This window comes from Streptomyces sp. NPDC101194 (assembly GCF_044767885.1).
In the GTDB taxonomy this organism is placed as follows: Bacteria; Actinomycetota; Actinomycetes; order Streptomycetales; family Streptomycetaceae; genus Streptomyces.
Genome location: NZ_JBIWOS010000010.1, coordinates 67434 through 93215, shown reverse-complemented (window position 1 = coordinate 93215; position 25782 = coordinate 67434). Strand labels below are relative to the sequence as shown.

Below are 25782 nucleotides of genomic sequence, written 5' to 3'. Positions count from 1 at the left end.
GAAGGAGGGCCGATGGGAATCGAAGTAGTCGTCGAGGGCCTCACGAAGTCCTTCGGAAAGCAGAACATCTGGCAGGACGTCACCCTCACACTGCCCGCCGGCGAGGTGAGCGTCATGCTCGGTCCTTCCGGCACCGGAAAGACCGTGTTCCTGAAATCCATCATCGGTCTGCTGAAGCCCGAGCAGGGGCGCGTCCTCATCAACGGCGTGGACATGGTGAACAGTCCTGAGCGCGACATCATGGAGACCCGGAAGCTCTTCGGGCTCATGTTCCAGGACGGCGCGCTCTTCGGCTCGATGTCCCTCTTCGACAACATCGCCTTCCCGCTGCGCGAGCACACCCGCAAGAAGGAATCGGAAATCCGCCGGATCGTCATGGAGCGGATCGACATCGTCGGCCTGCTCGGCGCCGAGGAAAAGCTCCCCGGCGAGATATCCGGCGGTATGCGCAAACGTGCCGGACTGGCCCGAGCCCTCGTCCTGGACCCGCAGATCATTCTCTGCGACGAACCGGACTCCGGGCTGGACCCGGTCCGCACCGCCTATATCTCCCAGCTGCTCATCGATCTCAACGCACAGATCGACGCGACGATGCTCATCGTCACCCACAACCTCGACATCGCGGCCACCGTCCCGGACAACATGGGCATGCTCTTCTGCCGCAATCTCGTCACCTTCGGGCCGCGCGAGGTGCTGCTCACCAGCGACGTGCCGGTCGTCTCCCAGTTCCTCGCAGGACGCCGCGAGGGCCCCATCGGGATGGCCGAGGAGAAGGACGCCGCGACGCTCGCCGCCGAAGAGGTGAACGGCTACGGCGTCGGCATCAGTTCCGCCAACGGCCCGCGCACCGTCGTACCGCAGCTGGAGCCGTCGCCCGGCATGCCCGTACGGCAGGCCGCCCTGCGCCGCCGGGAACGGGTGCTGTCGATGATGGGCCAACTGCCCGAGGCCGCTCGCACGGCCATCATGAACAGCTACTCCCCGGCCGCGGGCGGTGGACGCCCATGACGGCGCCCATGCCGGTGAGACCCCCCGAGCCGACCGGGGCCGACACGGCCGGTGCGGACGGGCCGAAGACACCGGAGCGGCGGTCCCCGACGCGGCTGCTCGCCCCGCTGCGCGAGACCGGGAAGCTGTTCTCCCTCGCCGGGACCGTGAGCCGGGACATCTTCCGCAGGCCCTTCCAGGTACGGGAGCTCATCGAACAGTTCTGGTTCGTCGCCAGCGTCACCATCCTGCCCGCGGCCCTCGTCTCCATCCCGTTCGGCGCGGTCATCGCACTCCAGGTCGGCTCGCTGACCCAGCAGCTCGGCGCCCAGTCGTTCACCGGCGGCGCCAGTGTCCTCGCCGTCATCCAGCAGGCCAGCCCGATCATCGTGGCACTGCTGATCTCCGGTGCGGCGGGCTCGGCCATCTGCGCGGACCTCGGTTCGCGGAAGATCCGCGAGGAACTGGACGCGATGGAGGTCATGGGCGTCTCGCCCGTCCAGCGGCTCGTCGTCCCGCGCGTCCTGGCCACGATGCTGGTGGCCGTCCTGCTCAACGGCCTGGTCTCCGTCGTCGGGACGCTCGGCGGCTACTTCTTCAACGTGATGCTGCAGCACGGCACCCCCGGGGCCTATCTCGCCAGCTTCTCCGCCCTCGCCCAGCTCCCCGACCTGTACATCAGCGAGGTCAAGGCGCTGATCTTCGGTTTCATCGCGGGCATCGTCGCCGCCTACCGCGGACTCAACCCGCGCGGCGGCCCCAAGGGCGTCGGTGACGCGGTCAACCAGTCCGTCGTCATCACCTTCATGCTGCTGTTCTTCGTGAACATGGTTCTCACGGCGATCTACCTCCAGATCGTCCCCGCGAAGGGGAGCTGACCGATGTCGATGCTCAGCTGGCTCGATCGATCGGGTGAGCAACTCACCTTCTACGTAAGGGCACTGATCTGGGTCCCGCGGACGCTGCGCCGCTATCTCCGCGAGGTCCAGCGGCTGCTGGCCGAGGTGGCCTTCGGCAGCGGCGGTCTCGGAGTCATCGGCGGAACCGTCGGGGTGATGATCGCGATGACCCTGGCCACCGGCACGGTCGTCGGCCTCCAGGGGTACGCGGCCCTCGACCAGATCGGCACCTCCGCCTTCACGGGCTTCATCTCCGCCTACTTCAACACCCGTGAGATCGCCCCCCTCGTGGCCGGACTGGCGCTCTCCGCGACCGTCGGCGCCGGTTTCACCGCCCAGCTCGGCGCGATGCGGATCAACGAGGAGGTCGACGCGCTGGAGGCGATGGGCGTGCGGTCCATGCCCTACCTCGTCACCACCCGGATCATCGCCGGCGTCGTCGCGATCATCCCGCTGTACGCGATCGGGCTGCTCTCCTCCTACCTCGCGTCCCGATACGTCACCGTCCTGTTCAACGGACAGTCCGCGGGCACCTACGACCACTACTTCAATCTCTTCCTCTCCCCGGACGATGTGCTGCTCTCGGTGCTCAAGGTGCTGATATTCAGCGTGATGGTGATCCTCGCCCATTGCTACTACGGCTTCCACGCCACGGGCGGGCCCGCCGGGGTGGGCGTGGCGGTCGGCCGGTCGGTGCGCAACGCCATCGTGCTGATCAGTCTCACCGACTTCTTCCTCTCCCTCGCCATCTGGGGCGCCACGACGACGGTGAAGGTGGCCGGCTGATGAACGCTCACCGCACGCAGACCGTCCGCCGCAGACTCGCCGGAGTCGCCTTCCTCCTCGTACCCGCCGTGCTCGTGTGGGTGTCGGTCTCGGTGTACAGGAAGGACTTCACCCAGGACGCCACCGTGACCGTACGCACCGGGAGCGTCGGCAACGAGATGCACGACAACGCGGACGTGAAGCTCCGCGGTGTCGTCGTCGGGCAGGTCCGTTCCATCTCGGCCGACGGGGACGGGGCCCGGCTGACCCTCGCCATCGAGCCCGACAAGCTCGACCGCATCCCGGCCGACGTGACCGCCCAGATGCTGCCCACCACGCTCTTCGGGGAGCGGTTCGTGGCGCTCGTACCGCCCCAGGTGCCGTCCGCACGGACACTGCGGGCGGGGGCCGTCATCCCGCAGGACCGCTCCAGCAACGCCATCGAGCTGGAGGAAGTCCTGGACAACGTCCTGCCGCTGCTGACCGCGGTGAAGCCGGAGAAGCTCGCCGCCACCCTGGGCGCGGTCTCCCAGGCGCTCGAAGGACGCGGCGAGAAGCTCGGCGACACACTGCGTACCCTCGACGCCCACCTGGCCCGGTTCAACCCCCAACTCCCGACGCTCAATGCCGACATCAAGGAACTCGTCAAGGTGAGCAAGGTCTACGAGGACGCCGCTCCCGACGTTCTCGACGCACTCACCGACTTCACCACCACCAGCGGCACGATCGCCGCACAAGAGGCGGAACTGGCCGACCTGTACGGGGCCACCACCGCCTCCGCGCAGGACCTCACCTCCTTCCTGCGGGAGAACAAGGACAACCTGATCCACCTCTCCGCCACCAGCAGGCCGACACTGGAACTGCTCGCGCGGTACTCCGACGAATTCCCCTGCACCCTGCGGACCATGGCCGGCTTCGTCCCGGCCATGGACAAGGCGCTCGGCAAGGGCACCGACCGGCCCGGACTCCACGTCACCGTCAAGAGCGTGAAGTCCAAGGGCAAGTACGTGCCCGGCCGGGACACCCCGGTCTACGACGCGACCGGCGGACCGCACTGCTACTCCGTGCCGTACATGGGCCGGACCGTTCCGACCGCCGACGCCCGTACGGCCGGGGCGGTCGAACCCGCCGCCGGCCGGCGCGGCGGCGAACCCGCCGTCACCACACCCTCGGACCGGGACTCCGCCCTCGGCATGCCCAACTCCCCGCAGGAGAGCCGACTCGTCAACGAACTGGTCGCTCCCTCACTGAAAGTCCAGCCGCAGACCCTGCCCGACTGGAGCAGCGTGCTCATCGGTCCGGCCTTCCGCGGTGCGGAGGTGAAGCTCAAGTGAAGCGCCGCTCCCTCGCGGGACCGCTCGCGAAATCGATCGTCTTCATTCTGGTGACCGTTCTGGCCACCTCCGTCCTGGCGCTGTCCATCGCCAACACGGGGGTCGGCGGAACCACGACGTACAAGGCGAGGTTCACCGATGTCACCGGGCTGATCGTCGGCGACAGCGTGCGGATCGCCGGGGTCGAGGTCGGGCAGGTCGAGTCCATCGAGGTGGCCGACAGACGGCTGGCCGAGGTCGGCTTCGCCGTCCGCAAGGGACGTAGGCTCCCCGCCTCGGTGACCGCCTCGATCAAGTACCTCAACATGGTCGGTCAGCGGTACATCGACCTCGACCGGGGTGCGGGACCGGTCGGCCGCAGTTTCGCGGCCGGAGCGACCATTCCGCTCTCCCGCACGACCCCGGCGCTCGATCTCACCCAGCTCTTCAACGGCTTCCAGCCGCTCTTCGAGGGGCTCTCGCCGCCGGACGTCAACCAGCTCGCGGGCTCCATCGTCCAGGTGCTCCAGGGCGAGGGCGGCACCGTCGACAGCATCCTCCAGCACGTCGGCTCGCTGACCGGAACGGTCGCCGCCAAGGACGAGGTGATCGGCGAGGTGATCAAGAACCTCAACACGGTCCTGAAGACCGTCAACGACCGTGAGGCAGGCTTCGACGACCTCGTCGTCACCCTCCAGAAACTCGTCACCGGATTCTCCGGCGACCGCAAACCGCTCGGCCAGGCGGTGACCGCGATGGGGGCGCTCACCACCGTCACCGCGGACCTCCTCGACGACGGCCGCAAGCCGCTCAAGGACGACATCAAGCAACTCGGCCGCCTGTCGGACCAGTTGGGAGAGGGAACACCGCAGATCGAGAACTTCCTGCGGAAGACCCCGGCCAAGATGGAAGCGATCGGCCGCCTCGCCTCGTACGGCTCGTGGCTCAACCTCTACCTCTGCGAGGCCAGGGTCAGCGGTGTGACGACCTCGGACGGCAGCGCCCCGCCCACCGGCATCGTGGTCACGAAACCGAGGTGCCGGGCATGAAAATCAAACCCGTACGGGAACGCAACCCCGTCGCCGTGGCCGTCGTCGGACTGATCGTCCTCGCCCTCGTCGGCCTGGCCGCCTACCGTGCCGACTCGCTGCCCTTCATCGGCGGCGGAACCACCTACCACGCCGACTTCACCGAGTCCGCCGGACTCGGCGAGGGCGACGAGGTACGGGTCGCCGGAGTGAAGGTCGGCGAGGTCACCGGGGTCTCGCTCGACGGCGCCAAGGTGAAGGTCGGCTTCAGGGTGAAGGACGTCTGGATCGGCAACTCCTCGACCGTGGGCATCGCCATCAAGACGCTGCTGGGGGAGAAGTACCTCGCCGTCGACCCGCTGGGCGACGCCCCGCAGGACCCGCACGAGCGCATCACGGTGAGCCGCACCACCTCCCCCTACGACGTCACCCAGGCGTTCAACGGACTCGGCGAGACCATCGGGGAGATCGACACGCAGCAGCTCGCCAAGAGCTTCGAGACGATCTCCGCCACCTTCAAGGACTCTCCGCCGGACGTGAAGAGCGCCGCCGACGGGCTCTCCGCCCTGTCGAGGACGGTCTCCGAACGGGACGCCCAGCTCGCCACTCTCCTCAAGGGCAGCAAGCAGCTCACCAAGACGCTCGCCGACAAGAAGAGCAGCTTCGAAACCCTGCTGGAGGACGGCAATCTGCTGCTCGGCGAGATCCAGGCGCGCCGCGACTCCATCCATCTGCTGCTCACCGGCACCCGGAATCTGGGAACACAGCTCACCGGCCTCGTCGAGGACAACAACAAGCAGCTGAGGCCCACCCTGGACTCGCTCGGCCGGGTCACGGCGGTGCTGGTGAAGAACCGCAAGAGCCTCGACAAGGTGCTGTCGCTCGCCGGCTCGTACAACCGCCTCGTCGGCAACACCCTCGGCAGCGGACGGTGGTTCGACAACTACGTCTGTGGGGTCGTCCCGAAGAACTACCTTCCCGCCGGCACACCCGCGGGACCCGAATGCAAGCCACCCGAGCAGCAAGGCGGCCGATGAGATGAGAATGACGCGCATCGTCGGCATCGGCGCCGGACTCGTCGTGGTGGCCGTCGCGGCCACCACCGGGGTGAGGGCCATGGACGACGAAGGAACGACGACCATCACCGCCTACTTCGACCAGGCCACCGGTGTGTACGCCGGATCGGACCTGCGGATCCTCGGCGTCAAGGTCGGCAGGGTCGAGTCGGTCACGCCGCGCGGCGAAGAGGTCAGGGTCACCCTGCGGGTCGACAAGGGCGTCAAGGTTCCCGAGGGCGCTCATGCCGTGGTCGTCGCCCCCAGCCTCGTCGCCGACCGCTACGTCCAGCTCGCTCCCGCGTACGACGGGGGACCGCTGATCGCGGACCACGCCGTGCTCCCCGCCGCGAACAACGCCACGCCGGTCGAGGTCGACCAGTTGTACGCATCCATCACGAAGCTGTCCAAGGCCCTGGGCCCCGAGGGAGCCAACGTCGACGGAGCGCTCTCCGGACTCCTGGACACCGGTGCCAAGAACCTCGACGGCAACGGAAAGGCCATCGGGAACTCCATCGAGCAGTTCGGCAAGGCCACCAAGACCCTCGACCGGAGCAGCGGAAACCTCTTCGACACGCTGTCCTACCTGCAGACCTTCACCACCATGCTGAAGGAGAACGACGGCGATGTGCGCGCCGCCGAACAGCAGCTCAACTCGGTCACCGGATTCCTCGCCGACGACAAGGAGAACCTCAGCGCCGCCCTGAAGGAGCTGGGCACCGCCCTGGGCCAGGTCAAGACCTTCATCCAGAAGAACCGCGGCGCCCTGAAGGCGAACGTGGACGCCCTGGTGCCGCTCACCCAGACCCTGGTGGACCAGCGTGCCTCACTCGCCGAGTCGATGGACACGCTGCCTCTCGCCGCCGCCAACGTGGTCAACGCCTACGACCCGGTGAACCGCACCCTCAACGGCCGCACGAACCTCAACGAGCTCTCCATGGGCGGACCGCTCACCGAGGGCCCGGCCACCGGACTGGCCGGCCTCGCACCGGTGGACGCCACACGGCAGAAGGCGCTGCCCGCCCTGCCGCTGCCGACCGTCGGCACCGTCTACGGGACTCCGGCGAAGACCACCACGGACAAGAAGGGGGCGAACCGATGAGCCCGGCCCTGCGCAGACCCGGACCCCGCACGACCGGCGTCGTCGCGGTGCTGGCCGTGGGGGTCGGCCTCGCCCTGGTCGTCACCGGCGCCGGCCTGCCGACGTTCACCGGCATCGACCAGCTGCCGCTGCCCGGTGGCGCCGACCTCGGTGACCATCCCTACGAGATCACCGCGGAATTCGCGGATGTGCTCAGCCTCTCCCCGCAGTCCTCGGTCAAGGTCAACGACGTCGCCGTCGGCCGCGTCACCAAGATCTCGCTGGGCTCGGACAGCTGGAACGCCAAGGTCACCATGCGGGTCAACGGCAAGGTCGAGCTGCCCAGGAACGCCTACGCCCACCTCGAACAGTCCAGTCTCCTCGGCGAGAAGTACATCCAGCTGTCGCCGCCCGCGAGCGGCACCGCCCGCGGCCGGCTCGCCGACGGAGACGGGATCCCGCTGACCCGGACCAACCGCAACCCCGAGGTCGAAGAGGTCTTCGGCGCCCTGTCGATGCTCCTCAACGGCGGCGGCATCAACCAGCTCAAAACCATCACCACCGAGCTCAACAAGGCACTCGCCGGACAGGAACCCCAGGTCCGCTCCATGCTGAACCGGATCGACACCCTCGTCACGAACCTGGACGGCCACAAGCAGGACATCACGGACGCACTCGACGGCGTCAACCGGCTGGCCGCCACCCTCGCCACCCGCAAACAGGACGTGGGCACGGTCCTCACCGGACTCAGCCCGGGCCTGAAGGTCCTGGAGAAGCAGCGCGGTTCGCTCCTCACCATGCTGCGCTCGCTCGACACCCTCTCGACCGTCGCCGTCGACACGATCAACAAGAGCAAGGCCGACATGATCGCCGACCTCAAGGCCATCGCCCCCAGCCTCAAGGCGCTCGCCGACTCCGGCAGAGACCTGCCGGACTCCCTCCAGGTGCTGCTCACCTACCCCTTCACGGACGAGGTGCTGCGCGGGGTGAAGGGCGACTACCTCAATGTCTACCTGGATGTGACGGCCATGCCCGGCACCCAGGTCATCCCCGCACTGGACCCGGACGCCACGCCGGCACCCACGGACGCGAAATTCGGCTCGGCGCTGCCGCTGCCGCTGCCCTCGGTCGCCCCGTCGGGCACGAAGGGGACCAGCTGATGATCACCCTCGCCATCCGGCTGAAGAACATCGCCTTCCTGATCACCGCGGTGCTCGTCCTCGGTTACCTCGGGGTGCGCTACGCCGACCTCGGCCACTACATCGGCCTGCGCGGCTACTACACCGTCACAGTGCAACTCCCGCGGACCGGCGGGCTGTACACCCACTCCAACGTCACCTACCGAGGCGTTTCGGTGGGCCGGGTCGGGCCGATCGAACTCACCGACGACGGGGTCGAGGCCGAACTGCGCATCGAGAACGACGCCCCGCCCATCCCGGACAGCCTCAAGGCCGTCGTGGCCAACCTCTCCGCGGTCGGGGAGCAGTACGTGGATCTTCGGCCCACCCGCACCGAGGGCCCGTACCTCGCGAACGGCTCGGTGATCGACCAGGCCGACACCACCGTCCCGGCCCCCGTCACCAACGTTCTCACCAGCGTCAACGACCTGGCGGGCTCCGTCGACCTGGAATCCCTGCGCACCGTCGTCGACGAGTTCGGCACCGCGTTCGAGGGGCGCGGCGACGACCTCCAGGTGCTGCTGGACACCGGGAGCGACTTCGTGCAGGCGGCCGACGACGCGCTGCCCGTCAACACCCGGCTGATGATCGACGGCGAGACCGTGCTGCGCACCCAGGCCGAACAGGGCGAGGCACTCAAGGGCTTCGCCTCCGGCGCCGAGCAACTGGCCGCCGAACTCAAGGGATCCGACAACGACCTGCGCAGGCTGATCGCGGTCGCCCCCGACGCGACCGGCCAGATCAGTGGACTGGTGCGGGACCTCGATCCGAGCTTCGGCGTCGTCGTCGCCAATCTCCTCACCACCTCCGAGGTCGCCGTCACCCGGCAGCGCGGACTGGAGGAACTCCTGGTGAAACTGCCCGCGGTGGCAGCGGCGGGATCGAGCGCGGTGGACGGCAACGGCGCCCGGTTCGGCATGTCGGTCACCTTCTTCGAACCGCTGCCCTGCACCGCCGGATACGGCTCCACCCCCTACCGCAGCGGCCTGGACACCTCGGCCGGTTCACCGTTCAACACCAAGGCCCGCTGCACCTCGTCGCCCGGTACCGGGATCAATGTCCGAGGCAGTGCCAACGCGCCGAAGGGCGGCGCCGTGCCCGCGCCCGCCAAGCCCGGCTCGATGCTCCTCAAGCACGGCTCGGCGGACCGGCTGCCCGGAGCGCTCGGCGTCGCCGGGAACACCTCGACGACCGACGACGGCATGGCCGGTCTGCTCGGACTCGGAGCGGGAGGCGGCGCATGACGTCCCGTACGAAGACCCTGAGCGTCTGGGCGGCGCTGCTCGCCGCCGCGCTGATCTGCGCACTCGGCGGCTGGTCCTACGCCGACGCGCGCGGTGACGAGGACCTGGCGTACGCGAAGGCGCGCGATGCCGCGCTGACCGACGGAAAGCACCACCTCGCCCGGCTGAACAGTCTGGACGGCAGGAGCGCCAAGAGCGTCGAGGAGGGCCTCGGCGCCTGGCTCGACTCCTCGACCGGGCCGTTGCACGACCAACTCGGGCGCACCCGTGAAAAGGACGCGGGCGAACTGACGAAGTCCGGGGCCACGGCACGCGGCAGGGTCACCGACGCGGCGCTCACCGCGCTCGACGAGCGGACCGGCACGGCGGAGCTGATCGCCACGGTCGACGTCGAGGTCACTCCGCGCACCGGCAGGGGCGGAACCGAGCGCAAACGCTTCGGGGCCACGCTCGAACGGACCGCGGACGGCTGGAAGGTCAAGGCGCTCACCGCCGTTCCGGTCGGGGGCGGCGCATGAAGCGGCGCGGAGGGACGGCGGTCGTGAGCACGGACGTGGAGGCGGAGAGCGCCGAGAGCGCCGAGAGCACCCAGAGCACCCAGAGCACCGAGAGCGCCGCGGACGTCGGGGAGATCGAGGAGGCCGACGGACCCGACGCCCACGAGGACGGCACGGACGCGTCCGGGACGGGCGGCCGTTGGCCGCGTGTCGTGGCCGCGGTACTGGTCGTCGTGCTCCTCGCGGCCGGCGGCACACTCTTCGCCAAGGGCAGGCAGTTGAGGGACACTCCTTCCACCTCGAACCGCGCGCTGACCGACAGCGGGGCGACCACCCGGGTGGCCGGCGACGTCAGCAACGCGCTCGGCAAGGTCTTCTCGTACAGCCCGCAGGCGACCGCCGTCACCAAGGAGTCGGCGAAGCAACTCCTGGCGGGCAAGGCGCTCCAGCAGTACGCGGCCCTGTTCGGCCAGGTCGAGAAGCAGGCCGCCGACCAGAAACTGACGCTCACCACCCATGTCGTACGCGCCGGAGTGACCCGGCTGACGGGTGACAGCGCCCATCTGCTCGTCTTCCTCGACCAGGTCTACGAACGCGAGGGCAAGCCGGCCACCACGGCGGCGGCACAGCTCTCCGTCACGGCCCGGCTGAGGGACGGCCACTGGACCGTCGTCGAGATCACCTCCAGATAGCAGAGCCCGCACGCGTGAATCGGCACGGATCGGCCGGCAGGGGAGAGGCAGCAATGGCACGGGTACGGATGACGAGCAACCCGCTGGTGGCGGTGGCGATCGTGCTGACCGTCGCGGCGGCCGGCGCGGCCGGCTGGGGCGCAGTGGCCCGGTACGACGCCGCGCACGACGAATCGGCGGCGTACGTGCGGGCCCGCGACGACGCACTGGCCGCGGGCGAGCAGGCCGTGCAGAACATGAACACGCTCGACCACCGGAAGCTGGCGAAGGGCCTCGACAGCTGGGAGGACTCCACCACCGGTGATCTGCACAAGCAACTCGTCGACGGGCGGGACGCGTTCGTGAAGCAGATCGAGCAGGCGAAGACCGTCAGCACGGCCCAGGTCCTGTCCGGGGCGGTGACGGAACTCGACGACCGGGCCGGCAGGGCCGGGGTCATGGTGGCGCTCAGGGTCACCGTGACCGCGCCGAAGGGCAAGCCCGCGGTGAAGGAGAGCCGGATGCTGGGGCAGCTCACCCGTACCTCCGAGGGGTGGAAGCTCAGCGCCCTCGGCCAGGCGCCCGTCGGCAACACGGCCGGCTGACGCCACCGCCCCCACCCCGCCACCGAGAGGACCCCGGACATGTCGACGACCCGTCACCTCGTCAACCGTCAGCGCCGACTGGCCACCGTCGCCGCGGAACGCGCCACCGCCACCGCCCCGCCGAGAGAGCCCACGGCACCGGACCCCTCGTCCGAGGCGCCCGGGAAGACCGCGGCCGCGGAGCGGACGCCCACCGACGACGCGGCCACGGACGACACCGGTGCACCGGATCCGGAGAAGAAGGAGGCGGAACCGCGAGGCGGGCGGACATCCCGCCTGCGTGCCGGGCTGCCCGCCGTCCTCTGCGTACTCACCGTGCTGCTCGGCGCCTTCGCGGCCTGGGCGTTCAGCTCGGCCGCCGGCCTGCGCGACGACCCGGCCCGCCGGAACACGGCCCTCACCGACATCGGCCGCACCAGTGAGGTGAAGGGGCAGATCTCCGAGGCCGTCGGCGCGGTGTTCTCGTACAACTACGCCGCACCCGGCACGTCCGAGCGCGCGGTGCAGAGCCACCTGGTCGGCAAGGCGGTCCGGCAGCACGCGGACATGCTCGCCCAGGTCCGGGCCGAGGGGCAGAAGCAGAAGCTCGTGCTGACCACGACCGTCACGGACAGCGGTGTGGAACTCCTCGACGGCGACCGGGCCCGGCTGCTGATCTTCGCCGACCAGAGCAACACCCGTACCGGCAAGTCGGACGAGACGACCTACGCGGCCGCCATGTTCGCCGTGGACGCCGTTCGCCGCGGTGACACCTGGCGGATCTCCGCCATCGACACGTTCACCCAGTGACCCGGGGGAGAGGGGAGCACGCATGAGGTTCATCGGCACCATGCGCCGCGGACTCGGCGGCACGGCGGCCGCGGTCGCCGCGATGGCCGCGCTCACCGCGTCCCAGGCGCCCGGACACGTCCGCCACGAACAGACCGCGAAGGAACGCCAGGAGGCCGACGAGGTCATCTGGACGCACGTGCCCAACGACGACTCGTACCACACCGAACTGCCACCGCTGGTCTCGCCCGAACCGCCGGAGCGCGGTGTGAAACGGAGTCCGGCCGCCGCCCGCTCGTGGGCCGAGGCGGGCATCCCCGCCACGGTGCTCGCCGCCTACCGCAAGGCGGAGGGCGTGCTGGGGCGCACCGACCCCGGATGCCACCTGCCGTGGCAGTTGCTCGCGGCGATCGGCAAGGTCGAGTCCGGCCAGGCCGGCGGGGGACGGGTCGACGCCGACGGTACGACGCTCAGCCCCATCCTCGGGCCGGTGCTCGACGGCGCGGGCTTCGCCGAGATCCCGGACACCGACGGCGGCGTGTACGACGGCGACACCACCTACGACCGGGCGGTCGGCCCGATGCAGTTCATCCCGTCCACCTGGGCGCATTGGGGCAGGGACGGGAACGGTGACGGCCGCCGCGATCCGAACAACGTCTACGACGCGGCCCTGGCCGCCGGGTACTACCTCTGTGCCGGTGCGCGCGATCTGTCCGTGAAGGGCGATCTGGACCGGGCGATTCTCAGCTACAACCACTCCGACACCTATCTGCGCACCGTGCTGTCCTGGCTGGAGTTCTACCGCAAGGGCATCCACCCGGTGGCCGACGGCAAGGGCACCGTGCCGAAGAGCCCCGGTGCGGGCGGACCGAACAGGCCGACGCGCCCGGTGGGCGGTCCCGGCGCCCCCGACGGCGGCATCGTCATCGGTCCGCAGCCCGGTGGTTCGCCCGGCCCCTCGCCCTCGACGTCGCCGAAGCCCTCCGGCTCACCCACGAGTTCCCCGCCCCCGAGCGGCTCCCCGCACCCCACCGATCCGGGCAGCGGTTCCCCGGAACCGACCGACGGCGGGTCGGCCACCCCGGACCCCGGGACGAGTCCCGACCCCAGCACCTCGGCCCCCGAACCCGGGACGAGCCCCGGTTGCCCGACGGGCTCCGCGTCACCCGACCCGAGCGGCTCGACCGGAGCCGGCGAGTCCCCGTCGCCCGACCCGAGCCCGAGCGAGGACCCGTGTGCCACGCCGTCGGGTTCATCCTCCGCCGGCTGACAGGACCTCGGCCAGGTCGTACCGCACCACCTTCTCCAGTTGCGCGTAGGTGCAGCTGTCAGGGGTGCGGTCCGGCCGCCACCGGCGGAACCGGGCGGTGTGCCGGAAGCGGTCGCCCTCCATGTGGTCGTACGCCACCTCACAGACCCGCTCCGGGCGCAGCGCCACCCACGACTGGTCCTTCTTCCCGGACCAGCGGCTCGGCGCCCCGGGCAGCCGGGCGCGCTCGTGGGCCTCGGCATCCGTCCAGGCCGCCCATGGATGGTCGGCGAAGCCGACGCGCAGCGGTTCCAGCTCCGCGGCCAGTTCCGCGCGGCGCTTCATCGAGAAGGCCGCACAGACCCCGACATGCTGCAGGACGCCCTCGGAGTCGAACAGGCCGAGCAGCAGCGAGCCGACGACCGGACCGCTCTTGTGGAAGCGGTAGCCCGCCACCACGCAGTCCGCGGTCCGCTCGTGCTTGATCTTGTACATCACCCGGGTGTCGGGGCGGTAGGGCAGATCGAGCGGTTTGGCGACCACACCGTCCAGCCCCGCGCCCTCGTACCGTTCGAACCATTCCCGGGCGACTGCCGGGTCCGTGGTCGCAGGTGCGAGGTGCACCGGGGCCGACGCATCGGACAGCGCCGCCTCCAGCACGGCACGGCGGTCGGACTGCCGGGCGGAGAGCAGTGAATCGTCGCCCACGGCCAGGATGTCGAAGGCGACCAGACTGGCCGGGGTCCGCTCGGCGAGCAGCCTGACCCGGGAATCGGCCGGGTGGATGCGCTCGCTGAGCCGGTCGAAATCCAGCCGTCCGTCGTACGCGATCACGATCTCGCCGTCGATCACACAGCGCGGCGGCAGGTTCTCCCGGACGGCGGTGACCAGCTCGGGGAAGTAGCGGGTGAGCGGCTTTCCGGTGCGACTGCCGATCACCACCTCCTCGCCGTCCCGGTGCACGATCGCGCGGAAGCCGTCCCACTTGGCCTCGTACTGCATTCCGGGCGGGATCTTCGAGACGGACTTGGCGAGCATCGGCTTCACGGGCGGCATCACCGGCAGATCCATGGCTTCGATTCTTGTCCATGGGTGCCGGTACGTCTCCCGATATGCGGCATATGTGAGCCCGGCCTACCGTGACCGTCATGGGTGCAGCGGGAAAAGCGGTGGAGTTGGAAGCCGACGGGCGGACCGTACGGCTGTCCAGCCCGGACAAGGTCTACTTCCCCGAAAAGGGCTACACCAAGAGGGACGTGGCCGAGTACTTCCTGGCCGTGGGCCCCGGCATCACCCGCGCGCTGCACGACCGGCCGACCACCCTCCAGCGCTTCGTGGACGGCCTCGACGGCGAGTTCTTCTACCAGAAGCGGGCACCGAAGAAGCTTCCGGACTGGATCCCGACCGCCCGGATCACGTTCCCCAGCGGCCGCCCCGCCGACGAGATCTGCCCCACCGAACTCGCCGCCGTCGTCTGGGCCGCCAACCTCGGCACGCTCACCTTCCACCCCTGGCCGGTCCGGAGCGCCGACACCGACCACCCGGACGAACTGCGCATCGACCTCGACCCCCAGCCCGGAACGGAGTACGCGGACGCGGTGCGGGCCGCCCATGAGCTGCGGTCCGTCCTCGACGACCACGGGCTGCGCGGCTGGCCCAAGACCTCCGGCGGCCGGGGCATCCATGTCTTCGTCCCCATCGAGCCGCGGTGGACCTTCACCGAGGTCCGGCGCGCGGCCATCGCCGCCGGGCGCGAACTGGAACGCCGGATGCCGGACCGGGTCACCACCGCGTGGTGGAAGGAGGAGCGGGGCGAGCGGATCTTCGTCGACTTCAATCAGACCGCCCGGGACCGCACGATCGCCTCCGCCTACTCCGTACGCCCCTTTCCGCACGCCCCGGTCTCCGCCCCGCTGCGCTGGTCGGAGATCGACGACGCAGAACCGCGCGACTTCGACATCCGGACCATGCCGAAGCGGTACGCGGACTCGGGCGACGTCCACGCGGACATGGACGAGCACGCCTTCCGGCTCGACGGGCTGCTGGAGCTGGCCGACCGGGACGAACGGGAGCGGGGGCTCGGTGACCTGCCCTACCCGCCGGAGTACCCGAAGATGCCGGGCGAACCGAAGCGGGTTCAGCCGAGCCGGGCCCGGCGCGACGAGGACGGCGCTGCATGAGCGCACCCGACCTGGAGCCCTCCGCCCCGCACGGAGCACACGGCCGGCCCCCGGCCCGCGGTGACCGCTGGGCGGCGTTCAAGGCGTCCCCGTATCTGCCCGCCGTCGTGCTCCTGTTCATCATCGCGGCCGCGGCCGGTCTCTTCGCGGGTTCCTACACGTATGCGATGGCCAACCCGACTCCGCGCAACATCCCGGTCGCCGCGGTCGGCCGGTTCGACACCCCGCGCGACAAGGTCTTCCTCGACCGGCTGGAGGCCGCGCTCAACACCTCGCTGGTGCTGCACGAGTACACGAACGGTGCCGATGCCCGCACCGCGCTGGAGGAGCAGAAGATCTTCGCCGTCCTGCGGTCGGAGAACGGCGGGGTCGGCCTGGACGTGGCGAGCGCGTCCGGGGCCTCGGTCGCCCAGTTGCTCACCGAGTCCACGCTGAAGGTGGGGCAGGCGACCCATGTGCCGGTGAAGGTCACGGACGTCAAGCCCCTGCAGCGGGGCGACCCGCGCGGCCTCGCCCTCTTCTACATCTCGCTCGCGGCGGTGATCGTCGGCTTCGTCGGCGCGATTCAGCTGAGCGTGCACGCCAAGGCACTGCAGCCCCTGGAGCGGATCGGGTTCACCATCGCCTACTCCCTGCTCGGCGGGTTCGCCATCGCCGCCGTGGTGGACTGGCTGCTCGGCTCCGTCGACCTGCCGTTTGTACAGTCGTGGTTGATCCTCGCGTTCACCATGCTCACCACAGGCATGGTCTTCACCATGTTCAACACCCTGATCGGGCGCTGGGCGATGCTTCCCACCTGGGGACTCATGGTGATGCTCGGCAACCCGTCGTCCGGCGGCGCGGTGTCCTGGCCGCTGCTGCCGTCGGTGCTCGGCTTCATCGGTCGCTGGCTCCCCCCGGGTGCCTCGGTCAACGCCCAGCACGCCGCCGTCTACTACCAGGGCCATCAGCGGGTCTTCCCGTACCTGGTGCTCGCCGGATGGCTGCTGGTCTCCAGCACGGTGTTCTGGGTGTGGCGCCACCGGCACCCGGGAGGCCGTGACCGCATGCCCCAGCACGCGGTCACGGCCACCTGACACCCGTTCGGGCTACAGCTCCTTGATCCGGATGTCGCGGTACGAGACCACGTCCGTGGCGCTGTGGACCTGGAGTCCGATGTAACCGGAGGCGTACCGCCGGCCGTCGGTTCCCGGGTCGTCACCCCGCGGCGGCTCGAAGACCTGACCGCCGTTGTTGTCGAACTCGTTCAGCAGGACACCGTTGCGGTAGATCGAGTAGTGCTGGTCGACCACCCGGATCTCGTAATCGTTCCAGGTGCCCTTGGGGGTGACCCCGGCGCCGGCCAGACCGATCCGGTCGAAGCCGTAGATCGAGCCGGTCTTGTACATGTCGCCGTCCGGACGGTCGAGGATCTGCACCTCGTGGCCGTACTTGATGGCGACCCACTCCGGGCGCGACTCCTCCGGGTTGTCGTGGACGTTCGGGAAGCGGACGAACACACCGCTGTTGGCGTTGCCGGTGCCGGGGGCGTCGTCCCGCCACTGGAGCTTGAGCGAGAAGTCGCCGTACTGGCGGCCCGGGAACCAGAGCATGCCCATGCCGTCCACCGTGGTGGAGCTGGTGATCGTGCCGTCGGCGTTGAGCCCGAACCTGCCGCCACCGACCTGCTGCCACTTGGCGAAGGACGCCGCCGTGCCGTCGAAGAGCTTCTTGTAGCCCTCGTCCTGGCCCGGCTTGCCGATCCCGGACTGCTTGGCCGCCCGGTAGATCTTCTTGTGTTCGCGGGCGTCGATCACACCGGCCGTGAGCAGCTTGTCCAGGACGGTGTCGACGTGCTTGAGGAACAGCGCGTGCGACGACCAGTCCTTCTCGTCCTCGATCAGCTCGTTGATCGTGCAGCGATTGCCGGTGATCCGGTTGGGAACCCCGGTGTCCACCGTGCCGACGATGACGGTGAGCCGCTCGTCGAACTCCGGACAGTTCGGCGCCGGTACGCCCCCGCTCTGCGCGACGGTGAACGACACCTGCTTCGCGACGGAGGTGTTGCCGGCCTTGTCCGTCGCCCGGTGGGCGATCGTGTGGTAGCCGACGCGGTCGACGATGACGGTGCCGGTGTACGCGAGGTACGGACCGCCGTCGAGCGAGTACTCGATCCTGTCCACGCCCGATTCGGCGTCGGTCGCGGTGATGGTCACCTTGGCGCTGGTGATGTAGGCGTTGTCGGAGTTCTTGTCGCCCGCGACCGAGGCCGAGGTCTCCGGCGGCGTCCTGTCCTGCGTCGGCGGAGCGACGACGGTGAAGTCGACGGACTTCTCCGCGGCCGTGTTGCCCGCCCTGTCGGTGGCCCGGTAGCGGACCCGGTGCGCGCCGGTCTCGTGCACCATCACCGGCGCCGTGTACGGCTTCCAGGCACCGTCCGTACCGATCGCGTACTCGATGGTGTTGACACCGGACCCGGTGTCGGAGGCGGTCACGGTGACCGTCGCCATCCCGAGGTACCGCCCCTGGTCGTCCTGCTCCCCGGAGACGGTCGCCGAGGTCTCCGGCGGCGTGCTGTCGTCCGTCGGCGGTGCGGCGACCGCGAAGTCGACGGACTTCTCGGCGGCCGTGTTGCCCGCCTTGTCGGTGGCGCGGTAGCGGATGGTGTGCGTTCCGACCTCGCTCACCACGATCGGTGTGGTGTACGGCTGCCAGGCGCCGTCCGCCCCGACCGCGTACTCGACGGTGTCCACACCCGAGCCGTCGTCGGTCGCCGTGACGGTGACCGTCGCCTGACCGACGTAGGCGCCGTCGGCGTTCTTGTCGCCGTCGACCTTCGCCGAGGTCTCGGGCGCGGTGGTGTCCGCGCCGCCGCCGTCCGTCACGACGAGGATGCCCTGCATCGCCTCGTGCCCCGGCATGGTGCAGTGGTAGAAGTACCGGCCGGGGGAGAGCGTGACCTCGGCGGTGTGCTTGCCGCCCTGGTCGTCGGCGGGGTTGGCGAGGATGTTCAACGAGACGTCGTTGTTGAACTCGGGGTCCGAGACGCTGAAGGTGAGGGTGTGCGGCATCCCCGTGGTGTTCCCGGTCGCCGCGCTGTTCTCGAAGACGATGGTCGCCTTGCCGGCCACCGCGGTCTTCGGAGCGGACAGATAGTGGTCGATGGGGTCGCCCGCCGTCCAGGTGAGGACCTGGTCGGCCGCCGCGGTGTCGGGAGCCGCCGTGCGGCCGTACGCCGCCGTCGAGCTCAGCCCCAGGACCATCAGGAGCGAACCGAGCAGGGCGAGCCACAACCGGACGGGCCGGTAGCGCCGTCGCGAGAAGACCGAACGGTGTCTCATCCCACTGCCGCCTTCCTGGCCAGGTCCGCGGCGGCCGGGGTCGGCCCGCCGCCCTTGTACGTCACGCGCCACAGCGCGGACTTGGAGTCGGAGGTGAAGAAGCCTCGCCCGTAGTCCAGGACGTACAGGGAACCGTCCGGGGCGAACTTCCAGTCCATCAGGTTGCGGATGCCGTCCGCCCCGACCGGGATGATCTTCTTCAGGGACTCCGCGTGCGTGGGCAGACCGCCCTTGCCGGCCGTCTTCGGGTCGGTGAGCACGGCGTGCCGCGGCTGGGTGTCGTCGTAGAAGTCACCGACGAACCACTTGCCGTCCCAGTAGGAGGGCCACTTGTCGGCGCTGCTGCTCGCCGCGTCGTACCGGTAGACCGGACCGTTCATCGTGGCCTGACCGCCGCCCTTGAGCCACGGCAGCAGTTGCTTCTGCTCCTCCGCCTTGTAGCTCGGGACGCCGTTCGCGTCGCGCGGGTAGTCGACGCCACCGCCCTGCGGTGAGTACCAGATGGTGTTGGAGGTGATCGGCGGCAGATTCACCAGGCCGTCGTTGTTCGGGGACTCGTTCCTGGGGTGGTCGCAGTCGTACCAGCCGAGCGGCTTGCTCGGGTCGGGCAGATTGCGGTCCCGGTAGGGCTGCTTGTTGCCCATGCAGTACGGCCAGCCGTGATTCCCCGCCTTGGTGATCGCGGCGAACGTGTCGTACTTGGCCGGACCCCAGGTGGTGGACGGCGAGCCGGCGTCGGGGCCTACCCAGCCCGCGTACAGCGTGTCGGTCGTCTTGTCGACGGAGATCCGGGCCGGGTTGCGGACCCCCATCACATAGATCTCGCCGCGGGTCCTGCCGCCGCCCTCGTCCGGCTCCTTGCCGGTGAACAGATTGCCCTCGGGCAGCGTGTACGTACCGTCGTCCTCGGGATGGATCCGCAGGATCTTGCCGTTGAGGTTGTTGGTGTTGCCCGCGGTGCGCCGGGCATCGGCGAACGAGACGCCCTTGTAGTTGGGTGCCGGGTTGTTGCCGGAGTAACCGTCGCTGAAACCGGAGGAGTTGTTGTCACCGGTGGCGATGTAGAGGTTGCCCTTGGAGTCCCAGGCCATCCCGCCGCCGGCGTGGCAGCAGCTGTGGATCTGGACCGGCCAGTGCAACAGCACCTTCTCGGAGGCCGGATCGAGCTCGTTGGTGGCCAGGTCCAGGGTGAAGCGGGAGACCTGACGCACCGCCATCTGTTTGTCGCGGTCGATCTTCGAATGGGGTGTGTAATGCAGATACACCCAGCCGTTCTTCTCGAAGTCCGGGTCCAGCTCGATCCCGAGCAAGCCCTCCTCGACCTTGATCAGCTCGTCGCCGCCGCCCTTGTTGCCGAAGATCGTCAGCGCACCGGCGAGGGTGACCTTCTTGGTCTTCGGGTCGTAGACATGGATCTCTCCGAGACCCTTGCCGATGTCGGGGTTGTTCCAGTCGGTGACGACCGGCTTGCTGCTGTCGGCGCCGCCGCGACCGATGTACAGCACCCGACCGTCGGGTGCGACGACCAGGCCGTGCGGCTCGCCGATCTGGTCGTTCTGGCCCGGCTGATTGGGCTGGGTGACGCGCTCCGCCTTGTAGTTGGAGGTGATCGTCGCCTTGCAGTCGGCCTGCGAGATCCGCGTCGTCCAGTTCAGCGCGCCGCGCAGGTGGTCGCGGAAATCGGTCTCCGCGAAGCTGTCGACCGTACCGCCCATCGCCGTGTAGAAGGACCTGCCGCCGTCGTAGTTCCGGCACCAGGAGACCGGATGGTCCCAGCCGTTGGCGCTCGCGCCGGGCTTGTACGTGATCTCCCGGACACGGGCCACGGTGTGCACGTCGCCGGACGGGTTCTTCGTCCAGTTCAGCCACTTGTCCGGGCGCTTCCACTCCAGCGGCAGGTTCCTGGTCGCCGGATGCTGCCGGTCTCCGATCTCAACCGTCGCACGCTGTACGCCGGTTGGGCTGCCGGCTGCCGGACGGGCTCCGATCAGACCGGTGAACCAGTCCGAGTACGGCTCGGTGCGTGCCGCGTCATGGATGCCGAGGAAGCCGCCGCCGGCCTCCATGTACGCCTCCAGACCGGCTTCCTGCTCCGGGTCGAGCACATCGCCGCCACCCGTGAGGAAGACCACGGCGTTGTACTTGCCGAGCTGCTTGCCGTTGGTGAAGACGGCCGGGTCGTCGGTGGCGACGGTGCGGAACCGGCCCGCCTCGGGCCCGGTGAGGCCGATCTTCTCGATCGCCGCGATTCCGGCGTCGACGGTCGGGGACTCCTCGGTGGCGGAGGCGTGGAACACCAGCACCCTGACATTGGCGCCGCCCGGCGGTGACGGGAGGGACAACGTTGTCGCCATGCCTCGTGGCGGCTCCGGATACGGCCTGGCGTCGGCGGTGTTGGCGCCGAATAAGGAGGCGGTCAGTGCGCCGGCCGCCAAGGCCGCCGCAAGTCCGCGTCGCGATCTGGACCTGTGATGTGGTGTGCGCTGCATGTGGTCACCCACCCCTCTTTGGTCACTGCAACAGCGGATGAAGCTAGACCTCTTTTCGTGACTCGCCAATAGCTATGGCAGTAATGGCACGAACTTTGTCCTGGGTGTGGATAAACGAAGATTCCCCGGCTACGGTGTGGGCCGTCCGGGGGGCGCCCGCGCCCCGCCCACCCCGACGCCCCCTGAAGTCGCCGCGATCCCCGTAACCTCCGTATCTCCGCAGTCCCCGAGAGCCGGGCGCGTTCGCAAAGACTCCGTAAATTCCTTAGTGCAGTGGGGAGTTCGACATGGACAGAAGGAGCTTCAATCGGCGATTGCTGGTAGGCGGTGGCGTGGCGGCCGCGACTGGCTTGACATCGTTGTCTCTCGGTGCGATCGAGGCATCTTCGGCAGAGCCTCCACCGAAGACCGCCCCGGCGGGCGGCGTCGTCCGCCATCTCAAGCTGTACGCGGAGAAGCTGACGGACGGCCGGATGGGGTACGGCCTGGAGAAGGGCAAGGCGTCGGTCCCCGGACCCCTCATCGAGATCAACGAGGGCGACACCCTGCACATCGAGTTCGAGAACGCGATGGATGTGCCGGCCAGTCTTCACGCACACGGTGTCGACTACGACATCGCGAGCGACGGCACCCGGCTGAACAGGAGCATCGTCGAGCCGGGCGACACCCGCACCTACACCTGGCGCACCCATGCGCCGGGCCGACGCAAGGACGGCACCTGGCAGCCGGGCAGTGCGGGCTACTGGCACTACCACGACCATGTCGTCGGCACGGACCACGGCTCCGGCGGCATCCGGAAGGGCCTGTACGGTCCGGTGATCGTCCGGCGCAAGGGAGACATCCTGCCGGACAAGACGATCACGATCGTCTTCAACGACATGACGATCAACAACAAGGCGGCCCATGAGAGCCCCAACTTCGAGGCCACGGTGGGGGACCGACTCGAAGTGGTCATGATCACCCACGGTGAGTACTACCACACGTTCCACATCCACGGCCATCGCTGGGCGGACAACCGGACCGGACTGCTCACCGGCCCCGACGATCCGAGCCGGGTCGTCGACACGAAGATCGTGGGCCCGGCGGACTCCTTCGGCTTCCAGGTCATCGCGGGCGAACACGTGGGCGCCGGTGCCTGGATGTACCACTGCCATGTGCAGAGCCATTCCGACATGGGCATGGCCGGATTGCTGCTGGTCGCCAAGCCGGACGGCACCGTGCCGGGGTACGACCCGCACGACATGACGACCCACACCGCCGCTCCGGACAAGACCGCTCCGGACAAGACCGGTAAGGACAAGACGGGTGAGCACAAGGCCGGTAAGGACATGAGTGGTACGGACGAGACGGGTACGAACGGGACCGTTTCGGGCGAAACGGCCCCCGGGAAGACCCCTTCCGGGGGTGCCGCTCCCGGAGCGACCCGGTAGTCCCGGCTCGGACGTCGAGGGCAACCGACACGCCCCCGGGTTCGGGGGGTTCACCGGCGCCGGGCGGCTGGATCGGTCGCGCTCCGCGACGTGCCGGCCGGCCGCGTCGGCGCCGGGGCGCGGCACCCCCGCTCGCTGATCCGGCCCGGTCCGGATCGGAGTCCCAGCCGACCGGAGGCTCGACCTGCCCGGCAGATGATCGCTAAGGGCTGTCCCGCAATCCCTGGTGGATCAGCGCGCGGCGTCGGATGCGGTGCATCGCAAGGCGGAGGGGCGTCCGCATACTGGATGTATGTGGACGTTCCGACAACGCGGCGAGGTGCCGTAGCCGACGTCGCACGCCCGCCAGGGATTACGGGACAGCCCTTGGGTGAAGGCCGGTCGGCAGTTGCCCGGTGGCCGGGCGGGCCTCGCGCGCCCGAGTCGGCGAAAGCCGGGCTCGGCCCCTCCCTCCGCTTCTCCGGACACCACTCGGTACCGGCGGCCGGTGACGTCGACTCCTGGCCGGTCAGTTCTCCGGTGTTGCCGCGACCGTTCCGTCCGACGCGGTGGCCAGGCGCAACTGTTCCTCCTCGACGATGCGCCGGGCGAGAGCCCCGTCCGACACGTCCACGGCGTCCGGCGTCGTCTCGGCGACGGTGCTGCGGCGTGCGTACAGGTCGAACAGCCGCTCCTTGCGGGCCAGGATGTCGAGCATCCGCTCGTCGACGCTGTCGGCGGCGAGGAGCCGGTGCACCCGGACGGTCCGTATCTGTCCCATCCGATGGGCGCGGGCCACCGCCTGGTGCTCCATCGTCGGCTTGATCTGCGGTTCGCAGATGATGACGACCGAGGCGGCCTGCATGTTCAGCCCGACACCGCCGGCCTGGATCTGGCTCAGCAGGACGGCATGGCCCTCCACGGCGGCGAAGTCGTCGATGATCTCCTGGCGCCGGGCAGCGGGGAGACTCCCCGCGAGAGGTCCGAACACGCTTTTTCCCAGGGTCTGTTCGATGGTGAGGAGCACCTCGCGGAAGTACGAGAACACGACGACCTTGAGGCCGTTGTCCGCGGCCTCCGCGACGAGTTCGCACAGCCGGTGCAGCTTGGCGGACGTGTCGGGCCGGGCGTACGCGGCCCGGCGCATCCGCATGAAGTGCCCGGCGCCCACCGCCTCGCGGTAGGCGTCGAGATCGCCCTCGCTGAATTCCTCCCACTCGTCCACCTGTACCAGCGCCGGGAGTTCCGTCAGCACGTCCTGCTGGTTGCGCCGCAGATAGGCCGGGGCGACGGCTTTGCGGAACGCGTGCGAACCGGCGACTCCATGGGTGGTGTGGATCGAGGGCGCCAGTTCGGGCTGGAGGTGGCGGACGAGGCTGCGGAACTCCTCGACACGGTTCTCCATCGGCGTACCCGTCAGGAACAGCACGCGCTCGGTGCGTTGCGTCCAGCCGGACACCGCCCGGGACCGGCGGGTGGCGGGGTTCTTCACATAGTGGGCTTCGTCGACCACGAGCATGCCGGGTGTTATTCCGCAGTCCCGGGCGGCCGGAAGGGTGTGCAGCGCGTCGAACGTGGTGAGGGCGACCCCGCCGGACTCCCGCCACTCGGTGAACGCGCCCTGCCGCTCGGGGCCGTGCACCGGCAGCGCGCGCAGGGTGGACCGGGCGCGGACCTCGCGCGCCCAGTTGATCAGTACGCTCGCCGGGCAGACCACCAGGAAGTGGGTCTCGCCCCGTGCGGAGAGATGTGCGAGCGCGGCAATGGCCTGGACGGTCTTGCCGAGCCCCATCTCGTCGCCGAGAATCACCCGCTTCTGCGCGAGCGCGAACCGTGCGCCGAACGACTGGTAGCCGCGCAGGGAGACGCGCAGGTGGGCGTCGTCGAGCCGCAGGCCGCGCACCCGGTCCGCGATCCCGGTCGGGAGGAACCCCTCGGCCGCGTCCCGGTCCGGGCCGGTGCCCGACAGCTCGGCGAGCAGGCTGTAGTACTCGGCGGACCGCAGTTCGAAGTCGACCCATGCCGTGACGTCCGACTCCGTCTCCCGCAGCAGATCGACGGACACCTGCCCGAACAGCAGGAGAAGCTCGCGTGCGGCAGCCTCGGCGACGACGGCCCGTACCGAGGCGACGGCCGCCAGCGCCTCGGCGCGGGCCGGACGCCGGGCGAACAGCATGCGCAGCCGTCCCCGAGCCGGTCCCGCCGCGGTCAGCAGCGGTTCGAGAGTCCCGATGAGCCGGACCGCCGCGTCCACCGCCCGGCGGACGTCGGGGCCGGCCTCGACCAGCCGGTGCAACGCGGTGACCAGGGCCGTCGTGGAGTCGTCCGGGGTGTCCACGTCTATCCGGACTGCGACCGTGTCCCGTACCGCGTGGGCGATCTGCCCGGCTGCTGCCAGCGCCTGGTCGGCGGTCTGCGCGCCGACTCCCGGGATCTGGCGGAGCTCGTAGCGATTGGCCCCGTGGACCTGGCCGACATTGGTGAAGCCGGCCTGCTCGACCGCGCCGAGGCGCAGTCTGCCCTCGGTGACGTCCTTGAGCCGGGAGACGGGGATCGCCGACAGCTCACGACGGATCAGGGAGTCGAGCAGCGGAGCCAGCGCCGTGTGCACGGCTTCGACGGCGCGGGCGTGATCGGCCCGCACCGAGCGCGCCGTGTCCAGCAGACGCTCGGCCTGCGCCAGCAGCTCCCGGGCGGCCTTTCCCGTGGGTGCCCCGGCCTCCGTCGGTGCGGCTTCTGTCATGTACGTTCCTCTGTCCGCGCAGCCCGGCTGCCGTCCCGCCCGGCACCAGCCCCGGACGATTCATATCGTGCCACGCGGTGCCGACAGCGCCTTCGGCCCAGGGCACCGGAGGACGGCGTTCCGTCGGGGACAGCGGCAGGATCTCCAGGGCCCGCGCGCAGGAGCGGGCCTGCGACAGGAACCACTCGGTGCGCGCGTCCGTGATCGCGGACGGAGTGGCCCGGACCGCGAGGGCGAAGCGCGCGTACCCGGACCCGTCAGCACCGGGAACGCCAGGGTCCGCACCCTGTACGCCGACTCG

At 69.5% G+C, this 25782-nt stretch carries 21 protein-coding genes; 17 read left to right on the top strand and 4 right to left on the bottom strand.

The genetic code is table 11. From position 1 onward, the window contains the following. The first annotated feature begins 12 nt into the window (after window positions 1–12). The 14 genes from ACIRP2_RS30470 to ACIRP2_RS30405 are packed head-to-tail and all read left to right on the top strand — an operon-like array spanning window position 13 to window position 13361. A complete protein-coding gene (locus ACIRP2_RS30470) occupies window positions 13–1008 on the top strand; it encodes an ABC transporter ATP-binding protein (protein WP_404255868.1) in 996 nt (331 codons plus the stop codon). Then, window positions 1005–1865 (top strand): MlaE family ABC transporter permease, encoded by an 861-nt coding sequence (locus tag ACIRP2_RS30465; protein ID WP_404255866.1) that lies wholly within the window; start codon window positions 1005–1007, stop codon window positions 1863–1865. The genes ACIRP2_RS30470 and ACIRP2_RS30465 overlap by 4 nt, the downstream gene beginning before the upstream one ends. A gap of 3 nt (window positions 1866–1868) precedes the next feature. Further along, entirely contained in the window at window positions 1869–2672 is an 804-nt protein-coding gene (locus ACIRP2_RS30460) for an MlaE family ABC transporter permease (RefSeq protein ID WP_404255864.1), read from the top strand. After that, complete coding sequence (locus ACIRP2_RS30455) at window positions 2672–3985, top strand: MCE family protein (RefSeq protein WP_404255862.1); 1314 nt, start codon at window positions 2672–2674, stop codon at window positions 3983–3985. The genes ACIRP2_RS30460 and ACIRP2_RS30455 overlap by 1 nt, the downstream gene beginning before the upstream one ends. Further along, window positions 3982–5013 carry an MCE family protein gene (locus tag ACIRP2_RS30450; protein ID WP_404255860.1) on the top strand — a complete coding sequence of 344 codons (1032 nt, stop codon included), beginning with the start codon at window positions 3982–3984 and terminating at the stop codon, window positions 5011–5013. Before ACIRP2_RS30455 ends, ACIRP2_RS30450 begins: the two co-directional genes overlap by 4 nt. Further along, the gene (locus tag ACIRP2_RS30445; protein WP_404255858.1) at window positions 5010–6029 is read left to right on the top strand and encodes an MCE family protein; all 1020 of its coding nucleotides are present in this window, start codon (window positions 5010–5012) and stop codon (window positions 6027–6029) included. The genes ACIRP2_RS30450 and ACIRP2_RS30445 overlap by 4 nt, the downstream gene beginning before the upstream one ends. A 1-nt stretch (window position 6030) precedes the next feature. Then, a complete protein-coding gene (locus tag ACIRP2_RS30440) occupies window positions 6031–7149 on the top strand; it encodes an MCE family protein (RefSeq protein WP_404255856.1) in 1119 nt (372 codons plus the stop codon). Then, window positions 7146–8288, top strand: coding sequence for an MCE family protein (locus tag ACIRP2_RS30435; RefSeq protein ID WP_404255854.1), 1143 nt, complete (start codon window positions 7146–7148; stop codon window positions 8286–8288). The genes ACIRP2_RS30440 and ACIRP2_RS30435 overlap by 4 nt, the downstream gene beginning before the upstream one ends. After that, window positions 8288–9550 carry an MCE family protein gene (locus ACIRP2_RS30430; protein WP_404255852.1) on the top strand — a complete coding sequence of 421 codons (1263 nt, stop codon included), beginning with the start codon at window positions 8288–8290 and terminating at the stop codon, window positions 9548–9550. The genes ACIRP2_RS30435 and ACIRP2_RS30430 overlap by 1 nt, the downstream gene beginning before the upstream one ends. Next, window positions 9547–10068: a hypothetical protein gene (locus ACIRP2_RS30425; protein ID WP_404255850.1), complete on the top strand. Its 522-nt coding sequence runs from the start codon at window positions 9547–9549 to the stop codon at window positions 10066–10068. The genes ACIRP2_RS30430 and ACIRP2_RS30425 overlap by 4 nt, the downstream gene beginning before the upstream one ends. A 23-nt stretch (window positions 10069–10091) precedes the next feature. Beyond that, window positions 10092–10739, top strand: a complete 648-nt coding sequence (locus ACIRP2_RS30420) for a hypothetical protein (protein WP_404255848.1) — start codon at window positions 10092–10094, stop codon at window positions 10737–10739. Between the two features lie 53 nt (window positions 10740–10792). Continuing rightward, window positions 10793–11323 (top strand): nuclear transport factor 2 family protein, encoded by a 531-nt coding sequence (locus tag ACIRP2_RS30415; protein WP_404255846.1) that lies wholly within the window; start codon window positions 10793–10795, stop codon window positions 11321–11323. 39 nt (window positions 11324–11362) lie between these two features. Next, entirely contained in the window at window positions 11363–12112 is a 750-nt protein-coding gene (locus tag ACIRP2_RS30410; protein WP_404255844.1) for a hypothetical protein, read from the top strand. 22 nt (window positions 12113–12134) lie between these two features. Next, window positions 12135–13361, top strand: a complete 1227-nt coding sequence (locus ACIRP2_RS30405; protein ID WP_404255842.1) for a lytic murein transglycosylase — start codon at window positions 12135–12137, stop codon at window positions 13359–13361. On the opposite strand, the gene ACIRP2_RS30400 is transcribed toward ACIRP2_RS30405, so the two are convergent. Beyond that, entirely contained in the window at window positions 13344–14411 is a 1068-nt protein-coding gene (locus tag ACIRP2_RS30400; RefSeq protein ID WP_404255840.1) for an ATP-dependent DNA ligase, read from the bottom strand. The two genes, ACIRP2_RS30405 and ACIRP2_RS30400, sit on opposite strands and share 18 nt — an antisense overlap. Window positions 14412–14509: 98 nt before the next feature. Between ACIRP2_RS30400 and ligD the strand changes: the two genes are divergently transcribed. Next, window positions 14510–15520 carry a non-homologous end-joining DNA ligase gene (gene ligD, locus ACIRP2_RS30395; RefSeq protein ID WP_404256252.1) on the top strand — a complete coding sequence of 337 codons (1011 nt, stop codon included), beginning with the start codon at window positions 14510–14512 and terminating at the stop codon, window positions 15518–15520. Continuing rightward, on the top strand, window positions 15517–16596 hold the full coding sequence (locus ACIRP2_RS30390) for an ABC transporter permease (RefSeq protein WP_404255838.1): 1080 nt from the start codon (window positions 15517–15519) through the stop codon (window positions 16594–16596). Before ligD ends, ACIRP2_RS30390 begins: the two co-directional genes overlap by 4 nt. Window positions 16597–16608: 12 nt before the next feature. Here ACIRP2_RS30390 and ACIRP2_RS30385 read toward each other — a convergent pair whose 3' ends face one another. Continuing rightward, window positions 16609–18840, bottom strand: a complete 2232-nt coding sequence (locus ACIRP2_RS30385; RefSeq protein WP_404255836.1) for an OmpL47-type beta-barrel domain-containing protein — start codon at window positions 18838–18840, stop codon at window positions 16609–16611. Further along, window positions 18837–21329 carry a ThuA domain-containing protein gene (locus ACIRP2_RS30380; protein ID WP_404255834.1) on the bottom strand — a complete coding sequence of 831 codons (2493 nt, stop codon included), beginning with the start codon at window positions 21327–21329 and terminating at the stop codon, window positions 18837–18839. The genes ACIRP2_RS30385 and ACIRP2_RS30380 overlap by 4 nt, the downstream gene beginning before the upstream one ends. 287 nt (window positions 21330–21616) lie before the next feature. Between ACIRP2_RS30380 and ACIRP2_RS30375 the strand changes: the two genes are divergently transcribed. Then, complete coding sequence (locus tag ACIRP2_RS30375; protein WP_404255832.1) at window positions 21617–22759, top strand: multicopper oxidase domain-containing protein; 1143 nt, start codon at window positions 21617–21619, stop codon at window positions 22757–22759. 508 nt (window positions 22760–23267) lie between these two features. Here ACIRP2_RS30375 and ACIRP2_RS30370 read toward each other — a convergent pair. Then, a complete protein-coding gene (locus ACIRP2_RS30370) occupies window positions 23268–25481 on the bottom strand; it encodes a DEAD/DEAH box helicase (RefSeq protein WP_404255830.1) in 2214 nt (737 codons plus the stop codon). Window positions 25482–25782 lie beyond the last annotated feature (301 nt).